Annotated in this window: 15 protein-coding genes and 1 pseudogene; 6 read left to right on the plus strand and 10 right to left on the minus strand. The window is 71.6% G+C overall.

Annotation, left to right across the window (positions count from 1 at the left end):
- Positions 1-734 precede the first annotated feature (734 nt).
- Positions 735-1,508: a carbon-nitrogen hydrolase family protein gene (locus tag RYH79_RS08310; RefSeq protein WP_370898046.1), complete on the minus strand. Its 774-nt coding sequence runs from the start codon at positions 1,506-1,508 to the stop codon at positions 735-737.
- A gap of 142 nt (positions 1,509-1,650) precedes the next feature.
- On the opposite strand from RYH79_RS08310, the gene RYH79_RS08315 reads away from it, so the two are divergent.
- From RYH79_RS08315 to RYH79_RS08340, 6 genes are all read left to right on the plus strand, one after another.
- Positions 1,651-2,757, plus strand: coding sequence for an SDR family oxidoreductase (locus tag RYH79_RS08315; RefSeq protein ID WP_370898048.1), 1,107 nt, complete (start codon positions 1,651-1,653; stop codon positions 2,755-2,757).
- A gap of 94 nt (positions 2,758-2,851) precedes the next feature.
- Positions 2,852-3,316 carry a hypothetical protein gene (locus RYH79_RS08320; RefSeq protein WP_370898050.1) on the plus strand — a complete coding sequence of 155 codons (465 nt, stop codon included), beginning with the start codon at positions 2,852-2,854 and terminating at the stop codon, positions 3,314-3,316.
- A gap of 142 nt (positions 3,317-3,458) precedes the next feature.
- Entirely contained in the window at positions 3,459-3,707 is a 249-nt protein-coding gene (locus tag RYH79_RS08325; protein ID WP_370898052.1) for a hypothetical protein, read from the plus strand.
- A gap of 50 nt (positions 3,708-3,757) precedes the next feature.
- On the plus strand, positions 3,758-4,516 hold the full coding sequence (locus RYH79_RS08330; protein ID WP_370898054.1) for a hypothetical protein: 759 nt from the start codon (positions 3,758-3,760) through the stop codon (positions 4,514-4,516).
- Positions 4,513-5,640 carry an outer membrane protein assembly factor BamB family protein gene (locus tag RYH79_RS08335; protein ID WP_370898056.1) on the plus strand — a complete coding sequence of 376 codons (1,128 nt, stop codon included), beginning with the start codon at positions 4,513-4,515 and terminating at the stop codon, positions 5,638-5,640. The genes RYH79_RS08330 and RYH79_RS08335 overlap by 4 nt, the downstream gene beginning before the upstream one ends.
- On the plus strand, positions 5,637-6,074 hold the full coding sequence (locus RYH79_RS08340) for a hypothetical protein (RefSeq protein WP_370898058.1): 438 nt from the start codon (positions 5,637-5,639) through the stop codon (positions 6,072-6,074). The genes RYH79_RS08335 and RYH79_RS08340 overlap by 4 nt, the downstream gene beginning before the upstream one ends.
- A 31-nt stretch (positions 6,075-6,105) precedes the next feature.
- Here the strand turns inward: RYH79_RS08340 and gfcR are convergent, their stop codons facing one another.
- The 9 genes and pseudogenes from gfcR to RYH79_RS08385 all read right to left on the minus strand — a co-directional run bounded on the left by gfcR (position 6,106) and on the right by RYH79_RS08385 (position 15,682).
- Positions 6,106-6,744, minus strand: a complete 639-nt coding sequence (gene gfcR, locus RYH79_RS08345) for a transcriptional regulator GfcR (RefSeq protein WP_370898060.1) — start codon at positions 6,742-6,744, stop codon at positions 6,106-6,108.
- Positions 6,741-7,802 (minus strand): glucose 1-dehydrogenase, encoded by a 1,062-nt coding sequence (locus RYH79_RS08350; protein WP_370898062.1) that lies wholly within the window; start codon positions 7,800-7,802, stop codon positions 6,741-6,743. The genes gfcR and RYH79_RS08350 overlap by 4 nt, the downstream gene beginning before the upstream one ends.
- A gap of 220 nt (positions 7,803-8,022) precedes the next feature.
- On the minus strand, positions 8,023-8,790 hold the full coding sequence (psmA, locus tag RYH79_RS08355) for an archaeal proteasome endopeptidase complex subunit alpha (RefSeq protein ID WP_370898064.1): 768 nt from the start codon (positions 8,788-8,790) through the stop codon (positions 8,023-8,025).
- A gap of 6 nt (positions 8,791-8,796) precedes the next feature.
- Entirely contained in the window at positions 8,797-9,297 is a 501-nt protein-coding gene (locus RYH79_RS08360; RefSeq protein ID WP_370898066.1) for an Rpp14/Pop5 family protein, read from the minus strand.
- 1 nt (position 9,298) lies between these two features.
- On the minus strand, positions 9,299-9,958 hold the full coding sequence (locus RYH79_RS08365) for a class I SAM-dependent methyltransferase (RefSeq protein WP_370898068.1): 660 nt from the start codon (positions 9,956-9,958) through the stop codon (positions 9,299-9,301).
- Positions 9,939-10,667, minus strand: a complete 729-nt coding sequence (locus RYH79_RS08370; RefSeq protein ID WP_370898070.1) for an RNase P subunit p30 family protein — start codon at positions 10,665-10,667, stop codon at positions 9,939-9,941. Before RYH79_RS08370 ends, RYH79_RS08365 begins: the two co-directional genes overlap by 20 nt.
- Positions 10,664-13,330 carry a dihydropteroate synthase gene (folP, locus tag RYH79_RS08375; RefSeq protein WP_370898072.1) on the minus strand — a complete coding sequence of 889 codons (2,667 nt, stop codon included), beginning with the start codon at positions 13,328-13,330 and terminating at the stop codon, positions 10,664-10,666. Before folP ends, RYH79_RS08370 begins: the two co-directional genes overlap by 4 nt.
- A gap of 568 nt (positions 13,331-13,898) precedes the next feature.
- Positions 13,899-14,855: pseudogene (locus RYH79_RS08380) on the minus strand (WD40/YVTN/BNR-like repeat-containing protein); the annotation flags it as partial.
- Between the two features lie 302 nt (positions 14,856-15,157).
- Complete coding sequence (locus RYH79_RS08385) at positions 15,158-15,682, minus strand: CinA family protein (protein ID WP_370898074.1); 525 nt, start codon at positions 15,680-15,682, stop codon at positions 15,158-15,160.
- Between the last annotated feature and the right edge of the window lie 31 nt (positions 15,683-15,713).

Below are 15,713 nucleotides of genomic sequence, written 5' to 3' on the forward strand. Positions count from 1 at the left end.
CCAGAGCGAACGGGTCGGGCGACGGAGCCGTCGGCGACGCCGCAGTAGCCGACAACAGCGACACCACGGCAGTCGATCCGACCGACAGCGACGACAGTCTGACCGACAGCGACGACGAGACGGCCGACAACGACACACCGACCGCCGAAACGGCCCCCGACGACGAGACGACTGGAACGACCGACGCCGGGGCCGGAGAGGTTGACGACGCGACCGGGCCGACGGTGAGTCCGTTGGCGCTGGTGTTGGCGCCGCAAGCGACCGGGGAGTCGGAGCCGGAGGCCGCGGTGACGACGGCGGTGGACGACTACTTGGTCGCGCTGCTGTCGGGGGAGGCGACGGGCGACGAGCGGGAGGCGCTGTCGGTCGACCTCCAGACCCACCCGGCGGTGGAGACGGCGCTGTCGTCGGCCACGGCGGCGAACGACAGCTACGAGACGGATCGAGCGCTCGTCCGCGCCGGGCTCGCGGCGGCACTCGCGTCGGAGGAGTCGGCGACGGCGGACGCGCCGGGCGCGACAGGTGCGACGGACGGCCGGCTCCCGGCGAGGCGGTCCGTGCCGGCGTTGTCGCGACACGTCGACGAGCTCCGGGCGGTCGTCGACAACGAGGCGTACGCCTTCGAGACGGCGACAGCCGTCGTCGACGCCGCGGTGGCGTGGGCGCTGGCCGACGGGGACGCGGAGTGAGCCGGCGGGGCCAGCGCGATCACGGGACGGGCCCGCCGACAGCGGTCACTCCTCGTCGAACACGCCGACGAGCGAACGCTGATCCGCCAACAACGCCGGGTCCAGTTCGGTGACGAGGTCGCGTTCGCCGCGGTCGAGCTCTCGGTGGACGCCGCCGTCCGGGCGGGCGACGAGCGACCGGCCGGCGTACTGCGCCGGGTCGGCGTCGGCCAGCCGTCGGCGCCCTGTGCGGCCGGCACCGACGACCCACCGGACGCCGTCCAGTGCCCGTGCTCGGAGGAGGAGTCGCCAGTTCTCGCTGTGGGCGGCCGGCCAGGCGCCGCCGACGAGCAGGAGTTCGACCGCCGGGCGGGCCAACTCCGCGCTCCGATCGACGAAGTTGAGGTCGTAACACGTCACCAGCCCGGCCCGGCCGGCGGGAGTGTCGACGACGACCGACTCCGTTCCGGGCGTCAGCCACTCGCTCTCGGCCGCCCAGAGGTGTCGCTTCCGGTACACCGCGGTCTCCCCGTCGGCCCCGACGTAGACGGTCGCGTTGTGGTAGCCCTCTGGGCCGTCCTCGACGAGACCGACGGTGACGGCGACGCCCGCCTCGCGAGCCCGCTCGCCGATGGCCGTCACCGCCGGGCCGTCGCGGGCGACGGCGGCGTCGTAGACTCGGTCGTCGGCGACGAACCCCGTGAGAGCGTACTCCGGGAACACCGCGAGGTCGACACGGTCCGGGAGCCCGGCGATCCGGTCGGCGATCACGCGACGATTTTGGGCAGGGTCGAGGTCCGCGACGGCCATCTGGCAGGCTGCGACTGTGGGCACACCCACGTTCGGACGGCACCGCTGATGAAGCCCGTGGAGGGCGCGCGAACGGCACCGACTCGGGTCGCGGCGGGCGGCGCCAGGGGGTCGGGGCCGGGGCGCCGCCGGGGTCGTAAGCTTCAGGCCGCCGGCCACGGTGGTCGAGACGATGACAGCCACAGACGCCGACGTGTTGGTGACCGGGTTCCCGGGGTTCCTGGGTTCGGCGCTGATCCCGCGGCTGCTGGCCCGCGGCGAGGGGCCCACCGTCTGTCTTGTTCAGTCACACCACCGCGAGGCTGCCGAGGCGCGCGTGCCGGAGCTCCTCGCGGCGGCGGCCCGACGCGGCGGCAGCGACGACCCCGACCAGCTCCGACTCGTCGAGGGGGACATCACGGAGCCGGATCTCGGGCTCGGTGACGAACGAGAGCGGCTCCAGTCCGTCTCGACCGTCTACCACTTCGCGGCCGTCTACGACCTGGCGGTGAGCCGCGAGCTCGGGGAGGCTGTCAACGTCGACGGTACTCGTCACGTCGTCGACTTCGCCGAAGACGCCGGCGTCTCCCGGCTCCACTACGCCAGCACCTGTTACGTCAGCGGGCGCTACGACGGCGTGTTCACCGAGGATCACCTCCGGGAGGGGCAGTCGTTCAACAACCACTACGAGGCGACGAAGTACCGCGCGGAGGTGCTCGTCCGGGAGGCGATGGAGGCGGGACTGCCAGCCACGGTGTACCGTCCGGCGATCGTCGTCGGTGACAGCGACACGGGCGCGACCGAGAAGTTCGACGGACCGTACTACTTCCTCCGACTGTTGGACGCTCAGCCGTCGGCGCTGTCCGTGCTGCCGGCGCTGCCGGGCGCCGCTCGGACGGAACTGAACGTCGTCCCGCGGGACTTCGTCGTGGACGCGATCACGGAGCTGTCCGGACGGGCGGACACGGTCGGCGAGACGTTCCAGCTGTGTGACCCGGCGCCGCCGACCGTCTCGCAGTTCGTCCAGACACTCGCAGGGGCGCTCGGCCACCGTGCCGTCACCCTCCCGGCGCCGAAGTCGGCGGTCGTCCGTGGCGTGCGGGCGCTGGCAGACCGTGGCGTCACCGCCGAGCCGGCGACGGTGGACTACTTCGACCACCCGACGCGGTACGCCAACCCCGCGACACAACGCGCGCTGGCGGACACGGGTGTCACCTGTCCCCGGTTCGAGTCGTACGTGGACGCCCTCGTCGAGTTCTACCGGGCGAACCCGGACGTGCGGGTGGAGGCGATGACGTAGTCTGGGTCGCCGCCAGGCGTTTCTAGTCTGGGCCGCCGTCGGGCGCCTCCCCCGGCGACGGGCTCTTTCCCGTTCGCCACGGAGTGTCGGACGGATGTCAGCCGGGCCCCTCCGCCGTCTCGCCGCCGCCGTCGTCTTCCCGCACGAACTCGCACACGCGCTGCCGGCGGTCGCTGCCGGGCTGTCGATCACCGTCACGCCGCTGCCGGAGTGGGACGGCCCCGTCTCCCCGCTGTGGCAGTTCGACGCGGAACTCGACGGGGAGAGCCCGCTGTGGCTGATCCGGCTCGTCGCGGTCGCGCCGCTCGTCGTGTTCTTGGGCGTCGCCGCCGGACTACGGGCCGTCGACGCCGTCTCCGGTACCGCGGCGCTGCCGGTCGCCGGGACGTGTGCGCTGTGGGGATCACTGTCGGCCGGCGACCTCGGCGTGGCGCTGTCGCCGGACGAGGCGCGGGAGGCCGGTCAGTTCCTGGCGACCGTCGACCGTCGGGTACAGCTGGCCGCGGACCTGTTGGCGGTCGTGACGACAGTCGCCGTCGCGGCGTTGCTGCTGGCCTGAGACGGCGTCGACCCCGTCTCCTGTCGATCCGACCGTCTCCTGTCGATCTGACCCCGATCACCGCGAGACGGTCGAGACACGTCGTTTCCCGACCGACGCCCGAACGCCGGAGTTTTGTCCCGCGACGCCGGAACACGGTGTCGTGAGACTCCGCGACACGCTGTTGTACACGAGCGTCCTCTGTGTCGGCTCCGGGCTCGTCCACCTCTTCGCTCCCGGGCAGCTGTTGGCGACGGCCGCGTGGGCGTACGACCGGCTGTTGGCGGTCGACTTCCAGCCGCGGCCGGCTGCTCGCACCCGCGTCCGACTCGTCGGCGTGGCCGTCCTGTTGGTCGGTCTCCTCGCCGACCGCGCTCGCCGCGGGATCGACCGGGTGCGCGACCGAGCGTGAGCGTGAAACTCGTGGCGGGATTTTTGGACGCGGACACTACAGTAGCCACCGTGACCGACAGGCAGCACCCGCACTGGGTGGTTGGAACGACCGCCGGACTCCTCGCCGCCGTCGCCGGCTGGACCGCCGCGACCGTCGGTGGAGACGCCGTGTTCGTCGCCGTGGGCGTCGCCCTGGCGGCCGGTGGCCTCCTGGCTACCCTCCCGAGACTGTCCGACCGGCTCGTCGACCGTCGCGGCCACCTCGTCGTCGGTGGGGGCGCCGTCGCCGTCGTGGCCGCGGCGACGTGGTGGGCGGCGCAGACGCCCGCGAGTCTCCCCGGCGAGTTGTACGCTCTCGTCACGGCGTTGTTCGGTGTCCTCCTCTGTACCGCCGGCGAGGGGGCGCTCGCCGACCGACGGGTGCGCGACGGGACGGTCCTCGCGCGGGCGGACACGACGGTGCCGCGGTACCGCCGGGCCGCCGTCCAGGTTCCGTTGTCGGCGGGCGCGATCTGGCTCGTCGGCGTCGTGCTGGGCTCTCCCCCCGGTCCGGCGGTCGTCGCCGCGGGCGTGATCCCGACGGTGTTGTTGAGTGACGGTGACGGCGAGTTGGTCGTCGTCGAGGAGGGTGTCGTGCTCGGCCGCTCGGACGACTTCGGCGGCTACCTCCTGCCGTGGTGGGCACTGTCCGGAGTCGACCACGACGACGACGCGACCGTCTCCGTCACACAGTCGTTGCCGGTGCCGCTCCCCCGGCGACGCGTGACCGACGACGCGGCGACGGCCCGGAGTGTCGCCGACGCCGCTCGCCGTGCCCGACGGCGGTGACGACCGACCGCCGCGCCGCCCGTCGTGGACTACTCACCGCCGTCGGTGCCGCGGCCGTCGGACTGTGGCTCCCGGCCGACCGGTTCCGAGCGCCGGCGTCGTGGACGCCAGCGAACACGAACTGGCCGCTCCCGCGGCGTGATCCCGCACGGACCGCGGCCACCCCGACGCCCGGCCCGACGGCGAGTCTCGACCTCGTCTGGGAGACTCGGGTCGCCGACCGGCAGCTCGTCGGGTCGTTGCTCGTCGGTGACCGCGGGGTCGTCGCCGCCACGCACGATGGGGTCACCGTTCTCGCGCGCGACGGCGACCTCCGTCGGCGCGTCCGGTCGCTGGGCCCGTTCGAGGCACCGTTGTGGGTGAACGCACTCCTGGGTGTCGACGACGGGCCGCTCGTCCGGGTAGACGGAGGGGTGTACGCGCTCGACCGACGGGGCGGGGTTCGCTGGCGGCTGTCGCCGTCGAGCGCGGTCGACGGGTCGGTGTTCGTCGGCAACACGCTCCTCGCGGGCGTCGGCGACAGTGTGGTCGCGGTCGACACGGACACCGGGCTGGAACGGTGGCGTGCCCCCGGTCCGTTGCCGGCCGCGTGGGCCGACGGCCGGCTCGTCGGCCCGGACCCGGACGGCGCGGGGCTGGTCGCGCTCGACACGACCACCCGTCGCCGCGACTGGCACACCCGGGAGGCCGACCCCGTCGGGGGCGTGATCGCCGCCGACCGGTTCGTCGCCGTCGGCGAGACGCTCGCGGCCTACGGGCTCGCCGACGGACGGCGACACTGGCGTCGGGACACCGAACTGACGGGTCCCCCCGCGACCGACGGGGACCGGTTGTTCTGTGTCGTCGACGACCGACTCCTCGCGGTGTCGGTCGCGGACGGGACGACGGCGTGGACCTGTCGGGTACCCGGGCTGGCTCTCGCGGGACCGGTCGTCGCCGACGACACGGTGTACGCACAGACGGACCGGGGTGTGGTCGCGGTCGACCGAGAGACCGGCACCGTCCTGACACGGTTCGTCGTTCGGTCGTCGTCCGGGAGCCCGGCAGCCGGGCCGGTCGTCGCCGACGGCCGACTGTACCTGGCGTTCGACGAGACAGTGTACGCCGTCGGAGGGGAGTCGTGAGCGACCGCACCGCCGGACTCCGTCGAGCGGTCGGAGCCCTGTTCGCGGCCGGCGGACTGAACCTCGGGCTCGTCGGCGTCCACCGGACGGCGACCGCCGCGTTCGCGTGGCCGGCCGCCGAGGTCGGCAGAGCGGCCGCGTACGCGATCGCGATCTTCGCCGCCGACCGGCTCCGCGCCCGCGGGGTGAGTACCGCCCAACTGTGGGCGTTCGGCTTCGTCACAGCCGCGACGTTCCTCCCCTCGTCCGCGCTGGCCGGCGACGGGGTGACGGCCGGCAGTCTCTACCCGACGCTCCGGACGGCCGCGTTCACGGTCGCGTCGCTGGCGACCGGGTACACCTACCTCGCCGTCGGCGGCGTTCGCGGGCTCGTGTGGTCGGTCGCCGGAGCGAACGACAGCGTCGACGAGAGGGACGGACGGACGGAGCGATGAGAGCCGCAGCGGGTCGTCTGTCGCCGAGCGGTCACTCCGGACCGACGCCGAGGACGGTCACGAGCGAGTAGACCGGGACGCCGTCCACGTCGTCTAACCCCTGTTTGTCCACGATGACGACACACGCGACGGGGTTTCCCCCCTCCTCGCGGATCGCCTGGACGGTCTCGCGCATCGTCGTTCCGGAGGTGATCGTGTCGTCGACGACGTAGCAGTCGCGGCCCCGGATCGTGGCGAAGTTGCGGGAGAAGCCGCCGCCACGGTCGTCGATGTCACCCTCGTTCCACTGGTGTTTCGCCGGGGCGTAGGCGGCCATGTCCGTACCGAGGCCGTTGGCGATGGTGGTCGCCAACGGGGTGCCGGCCTTCTCGATGCCGACGGTGAGGTCGACCGCTTCGCCCTGTTTCTCCAACAGGTCGGCCATCGCCGTCCCGACGTGTGCGAGTCGGTCGCTGTCGCGGCCGATGGTGGACCAGTCGACGTGAATGTCCTGTGGCCCGCCCGCCGAGTCGTCCGGCTCGGCCGTCTCGCCGGCCGCCGCGCCGGAGCGCTCGACGAGCCAGGAGGCGGTCTCGCGGGAGACGTTCAGTTCGTCTGCGATCTCCCCTCTCGACAGCCCTCGGTCGGCGAGCGTCTCCGCGTCCCCGATCAGGTCGTCGACGTTCTTCATCGAGTCGAGAGTTCGACCGCCGTCTTGATAGTGCTGTCGTCGTCTTCGAACGCGCGCTCGAACTCGGAGAGGTCGTACACCCCGGTGACGAGGTCGTCGGTGAACCACTCCGGCAGTGCCGACAGCGAGTCGATCGCTCGCCGGAAGTGTCGGACGTTGCCGTTGACGGAGCCGACGAGCGCACGATTTCCGAGCACGAGCTGTTCGTGGAAGGCGCCGCCGTCGATCTCGAAGTTCCACGACCGCGGGACGCCCAGCAGTGCGGCCACGCCGTTGTGTGCGAGCGCGTGGACGCTCCCGACGCCGTGTTTCGCGTAGCCCGTCGCCTCGTACACCAGGTCCATCCCCTCGTGGACGGACGTGATCTCCGCCACCGGCGTCTCCCGGCTGTCGACGTACGTCGCCCCCAGCCGCTCGATGATGTCGACGGTCGGGTCCGGCCGGTCGCGCCGGCCCAGACAGTAGATCCGGTCGATCTCGTCGTCTAGCATCGCCAGCGTCGTCAGCCCCAGACTGCCGTTGCCCAACACGAGCGCCGACGACGGCGACCACTCGAACGACGACCGCGAGGTTCGCGCCAACTCCAACGCCTTCTCGGTGATGGAGATTGGCTCCACGAGGTAGCCCAGCTCCGCCAGCTCCGACGGGATCTCTACGAGGAACTCCGCCGCCGACGTGAAGTACTCCGCCGCGAACCCGTGGGCGCCGTCGATCCCCCGCTCGTGGTACGCCGACGGCGGCGCCATGTCCGGCTCACCCCGCCGGAAGTAGTCGTTGTCGCCGTTCGGCGGCCGCCGCACCGTCGGCACGACCACGTCCCCCTCCGACAGCGACGTTCCGTTCGACTCCGCCACGACGCCGACCGCCTCGTGACCGATCACGAGGTGGTCGTCCCCCTCCGGAAAGCCGCCGTGTTCCCCGGCGACGATCTCGTGGTCCGTCCCGTCGATCCCGACCCGGAGCGTCCGGACGAGCGCCTCCCCCTCCGACGGCACTGGCCGTGGCTTCTCCAGTACGGTCGCCGTCTCCACCCCCCGGCGGAGTGCGAGTGTTCGCATACCTCGCCCGTCTGCGCCGGGCGGTCAAAAGGTTTATTCTACCGCGAGTAAAAGACTGAATCGCGGAGACCCCCCGGTGGCACGGCGGACGACGGACCCCTCGTCGGACAGGTTTCCGTCGTCGCTGCCACACTGTCCACCCCGCCCCGGGCGGGTCACGCCGGACCAGTCGCTGTCGACGACTCTGGCGAGCCGCGCACACGAGAAGGCGAGAAGGCGACTACTCCTCGGGCTCGTCTTCGTCCGACTCCTCGGCCGCGAGGTAGTCGAACTCCGACAGGTAGCCCTCGATCGTCTCCGCGTCGTGGTCCGTGTACGTCGGGTCCTCCGTCGGGACCGTCGCCAGACCGACGCCCTCGGGAGAGAGCCCTTCGTCGTCGTCGTTCATCGCGTCGAGCGCGCCGAAGGCGAGGTCGATCCCCTCCTCCAGCGTCAGCTCCTCGGTGAACCGTTCTTCGAGGTAGTCGCGGATCTCCGAGCGGTCCTCGCCGACCGACAGCGCCATCCACTCGTACGGCGTGCCGGACGGGTCCGTCTCGAACAGTCGCGGCTCGCCGTCCTCCACCCCGGCGACGATCAGGGCGACGCCGAACGGCCGCGCACCGCCGACCTGGGTGTACTGTTGGATGTGGTCGGTCACCCGCTTCGTTAGCGTCTCGACGCCGATTGCCTCGCCGTAGCGGAGCCGTTCGACCTGGGCCTGCTGGCGCGCGAAGTCGATCAGCTTCCGGGCGTCCGCGACGTGGCCGGCGCTGGCGATGCCGAGGTGGTCGTCCACCTTGTGGAGCTTCTCCACCGACGACGGCTCCATCAGCTCCGACCGAGAGCGCTTGTCCGCCGCGAGCACGACGCCTTCCGTCGTCCGGACGCCGACACTCGCCGTTCCTCGCTTGACCGCCTCGCGTGCGTACTCCACCTGGTAGAGGCGGCCGTCCGGCGAGAAGATCGTAATCCCGCGGTCGTACGCCTGCTGTTGTTGTCCTTGCATAGTTTGTCAGTCCGTGGTCGACTCGGAGACCAGATCCGAGACCTCGGTCTCGGTGGCCCCGACGTAGCCGCCGTCCGCCTCCACGTCCACCGGGCGGCGAGAGCGTGGCGACGAACCGTCGGGCGGCAGGGTCTCCCGTTCACCTGTGACTCCGCCGTCTGCGTGTAAATAGCTTTCTTCACACGCCCGGATCGTCCCCGATACCCCCCGGACGACCACCCCGACCGGCGTCCCGCCGACGGCGTCGACACAGGCCAGCGCCGCTCGCCCGGCCGAGGTCGCCTCCCGACGCACCCGGACGACCGCCTCCCCGACACCGTCGGCGAACCGGAACCGGACGACCGAGAGGTCCGCGTCCGCGCTGCCGGGGTCGCCCAGCAGATTCTGGGCCGCGTACCACAGCGCTCGTTGGAAGCCGTCTCGGTCGACGGCTCCGTCCGGCCACGTCCGGAGCTCGGCGGCGAGGTAGCGCCACCGCGGCCGGGCGTGTTTCGGGAGGTGTCGCACGCTACGACTCCCGGCCGCCCGTGACGACCCGCTCTGCCGTGAGCACGCCCACCTGGTCGTGGACCCGGTCGGCCTGTGTCACCGCGTAGCCGGCGTCCGTGAGCGCGTCTACGAGCGTCCCGACCGTCGCCGGGTCGTCGACGGAGGGGTCGTAGAACGGCTCGTCGGGGTTCGGCTCGCCGAAGAACATCACGTCGCCGATCACGATCCGACGGGGCCCGACCGTGTCCGTCCGCGACGGGGTGCCGCCGCCGTCCAGGTCCGCGATCGTCCGGATCGCCGCCCGTTTCTCCGCGTCGCTCAGGTGGTGGAGCGCGAAGTTCGTCGTCACGACCTGTGTCTCGCCGTCGTACTCGGGGTCCCGGAACTCCCCGTAGCCGAACGCGACGTCGTCGACCCCGCGGTCGGCCGCCTTCTCGCGGGCCTGCGCCAGCATCCCGTCGCTGATGTCTCGACCGACGACGCGGTCGGCGTCGTCCGCGAGCGCGAGCGCGATGGCGCCCGTTCCCGTGCCCAGGTCCAACACCGTGTCCGAGGCCGCCGGCGCGGCACGCTGGATCACGAGCCCAGCGCACGCCTCGTACTCCTCGCTGTTTCGGTCGTCGTACGACTCGGCCGTCTGCGAGAACCGCTCTGCGTGTTCACTGATCGTCTTCTTCACACTCCACTCTCTGGACCCCCGGGGAGATGAACGAATCGGAGCGTCGCCGCCGACTCTCCGCCGCGATCACCCCCCACTCCGCCAGCCCCGCCCGGACCGTCGCCGGCTCGAACCCGACCGTCTCGCCGACCGCGACGAGTTCGCGAGGCGCCCGGAGCTGGAGGTGACTCGCCGGTCGAGCGGACACGACCACCGGCGCGTCGTAGTAGTCGACCAGCTCCCGGAGTTTCCGGAGGCGTTGGAGCCGGCGGACGCGCTCGCCGCCGGCCGTCCGGAGCACCGGCCCGAGGTTCACCTCGATCCGGGTGTCGTGGTCGCGGGCCGCTCGCACGAGGACGTGGTTGAGGTCGCCGTCGGCCCGCATCGGCGCCGCCAACACGTCCACGCGGTCGCTCTCGACGGCGAAGCGGTTGCGATCGGGGCTCCCGCCCAACACCGTGACGACATCGAACTGCTCGCGCGCCCGGCCGACGAGCCCGCTCGCCTCCTCCGGGTCGGCGTCGATCTCGACACCCGTCGCCACGTCGATCTCAAGGTCGTCCGCGAGCGCGTCCGCCTCGTCCGACGCCGCCCGGGTGCGGACCACCACCCCGTCGAAGCCGTAGTCGGCCGCGACGGCGGCGTACCGCGCGGCCGTCGTCTGTCCGTCCGGGTGGGCGGCGACCGCCTCGTACGGCGCCTCAGGGGCGCCGTCGCGGTCGGCGGTCACTGTCCCGGGTCGAACCGCTCGGCGAACCCTGCCGGGTCGGCCGCCGCGGCCGCCACCCGTACGGCCTGGACGTTCTCGCGGGCGTCGTGAACTCGAACCAGGTCCGCACCCGCTCTGGCGGCCAGCGCCGTCGCCGCCACCGTCTCCGACAGTGCGTCGCCCGTCTCCCCGTCGACGAACTCGAACATCGACTTGTGGGAGTGCCCGACCAACACCGGACAGCCCAGCGCCGCGAACTCGTCCAGTCGGCCCAACAGCTCGAAGCTCTCTGCGGCCGTCTTCCCGAAGCCGAGCCCGGGGTCGACGATCACCCGTTCGCGGTCGACGCCCGCCTCCTCGGCCAGCAACACCTTCTCGCGCAGTTCCGCGATTACGTCGTCGACCACGTCGTCGTACGGCACCTCCTTGTCCGGGACGACCGGGGCGTCGATGCTGTGCATCACGATCACCGGTACGTCTCGTTCGGCTGCCAGCGCCCGCATCTCCGGATCCTCCAGCCCGGTCACGTCGTTGAGCACGTCCGCGCCGGCGTCCAGCGCCGCCGCCGCCACCGCCGGCTTCCGGGTGTCGACGGAGACGAGCGCGTCCGGTTCGGCGTCCGTCACCGCCTCGATCACCGGGACGATCCGGTCGATCTCCTCGTCTGCCGGCACCGGCTCTGCCCCCGGACGGGTACTCTCGCCGCCCACGTCGATCACGTCGACACCCGCCGCGACCAGTTCCTCCGCCCCCGCGACCGCGTCCGTGAGATCGTAGTGTTCACCCCCGTCGTGGAAGGAGTCGGGCGTGACGTTCAACACGCCCATCACCGCCGTTCCCGTCTCCCAGGGGTACGCGTCCGTCGCGTCGGTCGCGCCGGTCGTGTCCATCTCGTCGGTCGCGCCGGTCGCGCCAGTCGTGTCCATCTCGTCCGTCCCGTCGGTCGCGCCGGTCGTGTCCATCTCGTCCGTCGCGTCGGTCGCGCTGGCCGTGCCCATCTCGTCCGTCCCGTCGGTCGTCGACGGTGCAGTCCCGTCGTCGTCCGGCAGCGCCGCCGCCAAGTCGTCGGCGACGCCGTAGAACGCCCGCCCACGCTCCCGGAGCCCGTCGATCAGTCGGCGGAAGTCACCCACAGATCCGGAGAGGAGCACCTGTCGGTGGCGGCCACGGTCGTCGAACCCGCTCTCGGCGGTCGTCACGCCCGCGGTCGCGGCCGCCTGTCGGACCGTCGTCGCGCGATCACCCGGGAGTGTCGTCTCCAGGGTGCGGTGGACCGTCTCGGCCGCGGTCCGAGCCGTCTCCGCCGGTGGGACGTGTGCCGCCCGGAGCGTCGCCGTTGCGTCGGCGACGCTCTCGGGACGCCGCGGCGTCACCGTCCGTGTCCACTCCGTTCGGGCGGCCGCAACGCAGTACAACGACCCCGTCAACAGGACCAGATCCTCCGGCTCGGCGGCCGCTCGGGCTGCCGACAGCGCCGCGACGACACCGTCGTCCGGACGGTCGCTCGGACCGTCGCCGACCGTGACGGTCGCGCCCGTCTCCGACTCGAACGTTCGGGCCAGCGCCGCCGGGTCGGCGGCTCGGTCGGAGTCGGGCGCACACGTCCGGACGGTGGCTGCCGACGGCAGCGCCCGTACCATCTCGCGGTGGTCCTTGTCCGTCATCGCACCGAACACGAGGTGGAGTCGGTCGTGGTCGAAGGCGTCGACCGTCTCCCGCAGCGCCCGACACGCTGCCGGGTTGTGCGCGCCGTCTAACACGACCGCCGGCTCCGTCTCGACCACCTCGAATCGACCGGGCCAGGTCGCCGCCCTGAGCCCCCGTCGGATCGCCGTCTCGTCGTCGACACCCAACTGTCGGACGAGCGCGACCGCGACGCCGGCGTTCGTCGCCTGGTAGGCCCCGACGAGCGGGAGCGTCGCGGACAGCGTCCGACCGTCGACGGTCAGCCGGATCGCCGACTCCTGGCCGCCGGTCGCGCCGTCGTACGCCGCCGTCACGACCGGGTCCGTCGGCTCGTCGGCCGTCGTCGGACCGGCGACGGCCGCGAGTTCGCCCGCCGCCGCGGCCAGTGTCTCGCGCGCGTCCCCGTCGGCAGCGGTGACGAGCGGCCGATCCGTCGGCGCAACCGGCGCGAACGTCTCCGCGATCTCCGTCCGGGTCTCGCCCAGCACGGAGGTGTGTTCTAAGGCGACGTTCGTCACCGCCGCCGCCGCCGGCTCGACCACGCTCGTCGCGTCCAGTTCACCGCCCATGCCGGCCTCTAAGACGGCCACGTCCACGTCCGCCTCGCCGAACCGCCACAGCGCCAGCGCCGTCACCACCTCGAAGAAGGTCAGTGGCTCGCCGACGGCCGCGCGGTCGACGAGCCACGGTCTGACCGTCTCCACGAACTCCGTCACCGCCGACTCCGGCACCTTCCGACCGTCGACGCGCACCCGTTCGCGGAGGTCCTCGAAGTGAGGGGAGGTGCACGCCCCGACCGTCCGGTCCGTCTGGCGCAACACGCTCGCGGCCATCCGCGTGACACTCCCCTTGCCGTTCGAGCCGGCCACCTGGACGAACGTCACGTCCTCGTGTGGGTCGCCGAGGTGTGACAGCAACGCCCGGACGGCGTCCGTCCCGGGGTCCACCTGGAAGCGACGGAGGTCGAAGAGGAAGTTCGTCGCCTCGTCGTAGTTCATGCCGACCGCTTCGGCGGGCGCCGGTAAAAAGTGACCCGTCGGCGACCGTGGTGGGTGCCGTTCGCTCACCCCGCGTTCCGTCACTCCGTCACGAGTTGACGTTCGTGACCTCCCAGTAGAAGCTCTCCGTCGTGCCGTCGGCGTACTCGAAGGTGGCGGAGAGGTAGTCGCCACTCGGGCGATCCGTGGCCTCCTGAAGCGTCAGAGCGACGTTACCGGCGTCGTACTGGCCGAGGTCGAACGACACCTGCTCGCCGGCCGCGACGGTCGGGGAGGTGTCGAACGAGCGGAGCGTGGCGTCGACCGGGTAGCCGTCCTCCGAGTCGGCGACGGCGGTGCCGTCGGCGGTGACCTCCGCACCCGACCGTCGGATCGACTCCACCTGGACGGTCGTCTCCAACGCCCACCGGTCGACGGTCACGTCCCGACTGCCGACGTTCTCGACGGTGAACACGAGCGTCTTCGAGCCGCTGGTCTGGCTGCTCACACGGCCGATCTGGCCGGCGTCGCCGGACTCCCCACCGCCGCCGCTGCCGGGGTCTGCCTCGGCGTCCGGATCGGTTGCGACGATCGTGCCAGAGGCACCGACCGCGATGTCGTTCGTCTGGTCGACGACCGCCTTCAGCCCCTGTCCGTTGGGGGTGGTGTCTCTCGACCACGAGCCGTTCGCGCGGTCGAACACGGCGCCTGCGTTGCCGACGGCGTAGCCGTCGCCGTCGTCCACCTCGATGTCGCGCAGCCCGGCCTCGCCCACCTTCGTGGAGAACCACTTCGGCGTCCCCTCGGCGTCCGGGGTGTAGTGGTGCACCGTCCCGCTGCCGGCCGCGACCCACACGTCGTCTGCGGCGTTGGAGTCGACGCCGTACAGCGACACGTCCGCGTCCGCGACGCCGATTCTGTTCCAGGTCGTCCCGTCGCCCGTGCCGAACACGTTGGCGTTGCCGTTGACGAGGTGACCCGACTTGACATCGTGGAAGTCGATCGCGCTGATCCCGGCGCCCTGGCCGACGGTGACGTAGTTCCAGGTGCCCGAAGCGCCGTTCTCGAAGGAGTAGTAGACGCTCCCGGAGTCGCCGGCGACGTAGACGTTCGCCTCGCCGGCGTCGCCGGTCACGGCCACGTCGTTGAAGTTGTTCGTCACGTCGTCGGGTGCGGAGTGGTCGACGAGAGTGCCCGTCTCCACGTCGTACTCCCCGATCGCGCCAGAGGCACCGACGAACCACAGCCGCTCGCCGTCGTCCGTCACGTCGGCACCGTACAGCCCACTCCCGTTGCCAGTCGGACCGCCGTCGACGACCTTCGTCCAGCCCTCGGTCGTCCGCTCGGCCACGATGCCTCCGCCGCCGACCGCGAAGTCGTTGCGCCCCGTCGTCTCCACGTCGTGTAGCGTCACGTCGACCGGGCTCGACACCGACTCCCAGGTCGTCGACTCGGCAGCGCCGACACCCCCCAGAAGTGTCGCGCCGACTGCGGCTCCAGTCAGCCTCAGTACGTCCCGCCGTGTCGTCGAGTCACGTCCCTGCATGCACTCGTCCGTTCTGGCGCCAACGGCGTATGCCCCAGAGCTAACATGTTAGTCTCGGTGAGGTCCTCGGACACCTCACAGTTTAGACCGACGGACGTGTGTAATCCACACTATCCTAGGTGAACCGCCTCGGGGTCAAGTGGTTCGAGACGCTCCGCGTCTCGTCATCACGGAAATCTCCGATTTCCGTACGACCCCGAGGCACTCGCCTTGGTTCTCTGTAGAACGCCGACGGCACAGAGCCAGCGGTTCGTCGGTCGTCGGTGTGTGAGGCGTCCGCGAGCCGAGTTCTCGCGCCGGAGTCACGACTCGTCGCGGTCTGCCACCGCGCGACGGAGGTCACGGAGGGCGCGGCGAGCGATCCGTTCGCGCACCTGGCCGCGGTCGCCGTCGAACTCGTAGCGAGCGACGCGAGCGCCGGAGTCGCCGGTGCCCCAGTCGCCTCGCCGGGCGACGCCGACGTACACCGTCCCGACGGGTGTCTCCGCGGAGCCGCCGCCCGGGCCGGCGACCCCCGTGGTCGACACTCCCCAGTTCGTGCCGGCGACGTCCCTGACGCCGCGAGCCATCGCCCGCGCGACCGGCTCCGACACCGCGCCGTGGTCGTCCAACAGCTCCCGCGGGACGGCCAGCGTCTCCAGCTTCGAGTCGTACGAGTACGTCACCACGCCACGGTCGAAGTAGTCACTGGAACCGGGGACGGCCGTCAGCAGCGTCCCGACGAGACCACCCGTACACGACTCCGCGACCGCGACCGTCTCCTCGGCCGCGCGCAGCGTCTCGCCGACTCGTCGTTCCTCGGGCGGATCGTCCGCGAACTCCTCCATGCCCGGAGGGTGGGCGGCGCCGGAGAAGTGA

The sequence above is a fragment of the Halobaculum sp. MBLA0143 genome, from assembly GCF_041361465.1.
Classification (GTDB): domain Archaea; phylum Halobacteriota; class Halobacteria; order Halobacteriales; family Haloferacaceae; genus JAHENP01.

Coding starts and splice junctions, on each gene's coding strand:
- RYH79_RS08320 (WP_370898050.1), top strand. CDS start 2,852: ATGTCAGCCGGGCCCCTCCGCCGTCTCGCCGCCGCCGTCGTCTTCCCG.
- psmA (WP_370898064.1), bottom strand. CDS start 8,790: ATGCAAGGACAACAACAGCAGGCGTACGACCGCGGGATTACGATCTTC.
- RYH79_RS08350 (WP_370898062.1), bottom strand. CDS start 7,802: ATGCGAACACTCGCACTCCGCCGGGGGGTGGAGACGGCGACCGTACTG.
- folP (WP_370898072.1), bottom strand. CDS start 13,330: ATGAACTACGACGAGGCGACGAACTTCCTCTTCGACCTCCGTCGCTTC.
- RYH79_RS08385 (WP_370898074.1), bottom strand. CDS start 15,682: ATGGAGGAGTTCGCGGACGATCCGCCCGAGGAACGACGAGTCGGCGAG.
- gfcR (WP_370898060.1), bottom strand. CDS start 6,744: ATGAAGAACGTCGACGACCTGATCGGGGACGCGGAGACGCTCGCCGAC.
- RYH79_RS08315 (WP_370898048.1), top strand. CDS start 1,651: ATGACAGCCACAGACGCCGACGTGTTGGTGACCGGGTTCCCGGGGTTC.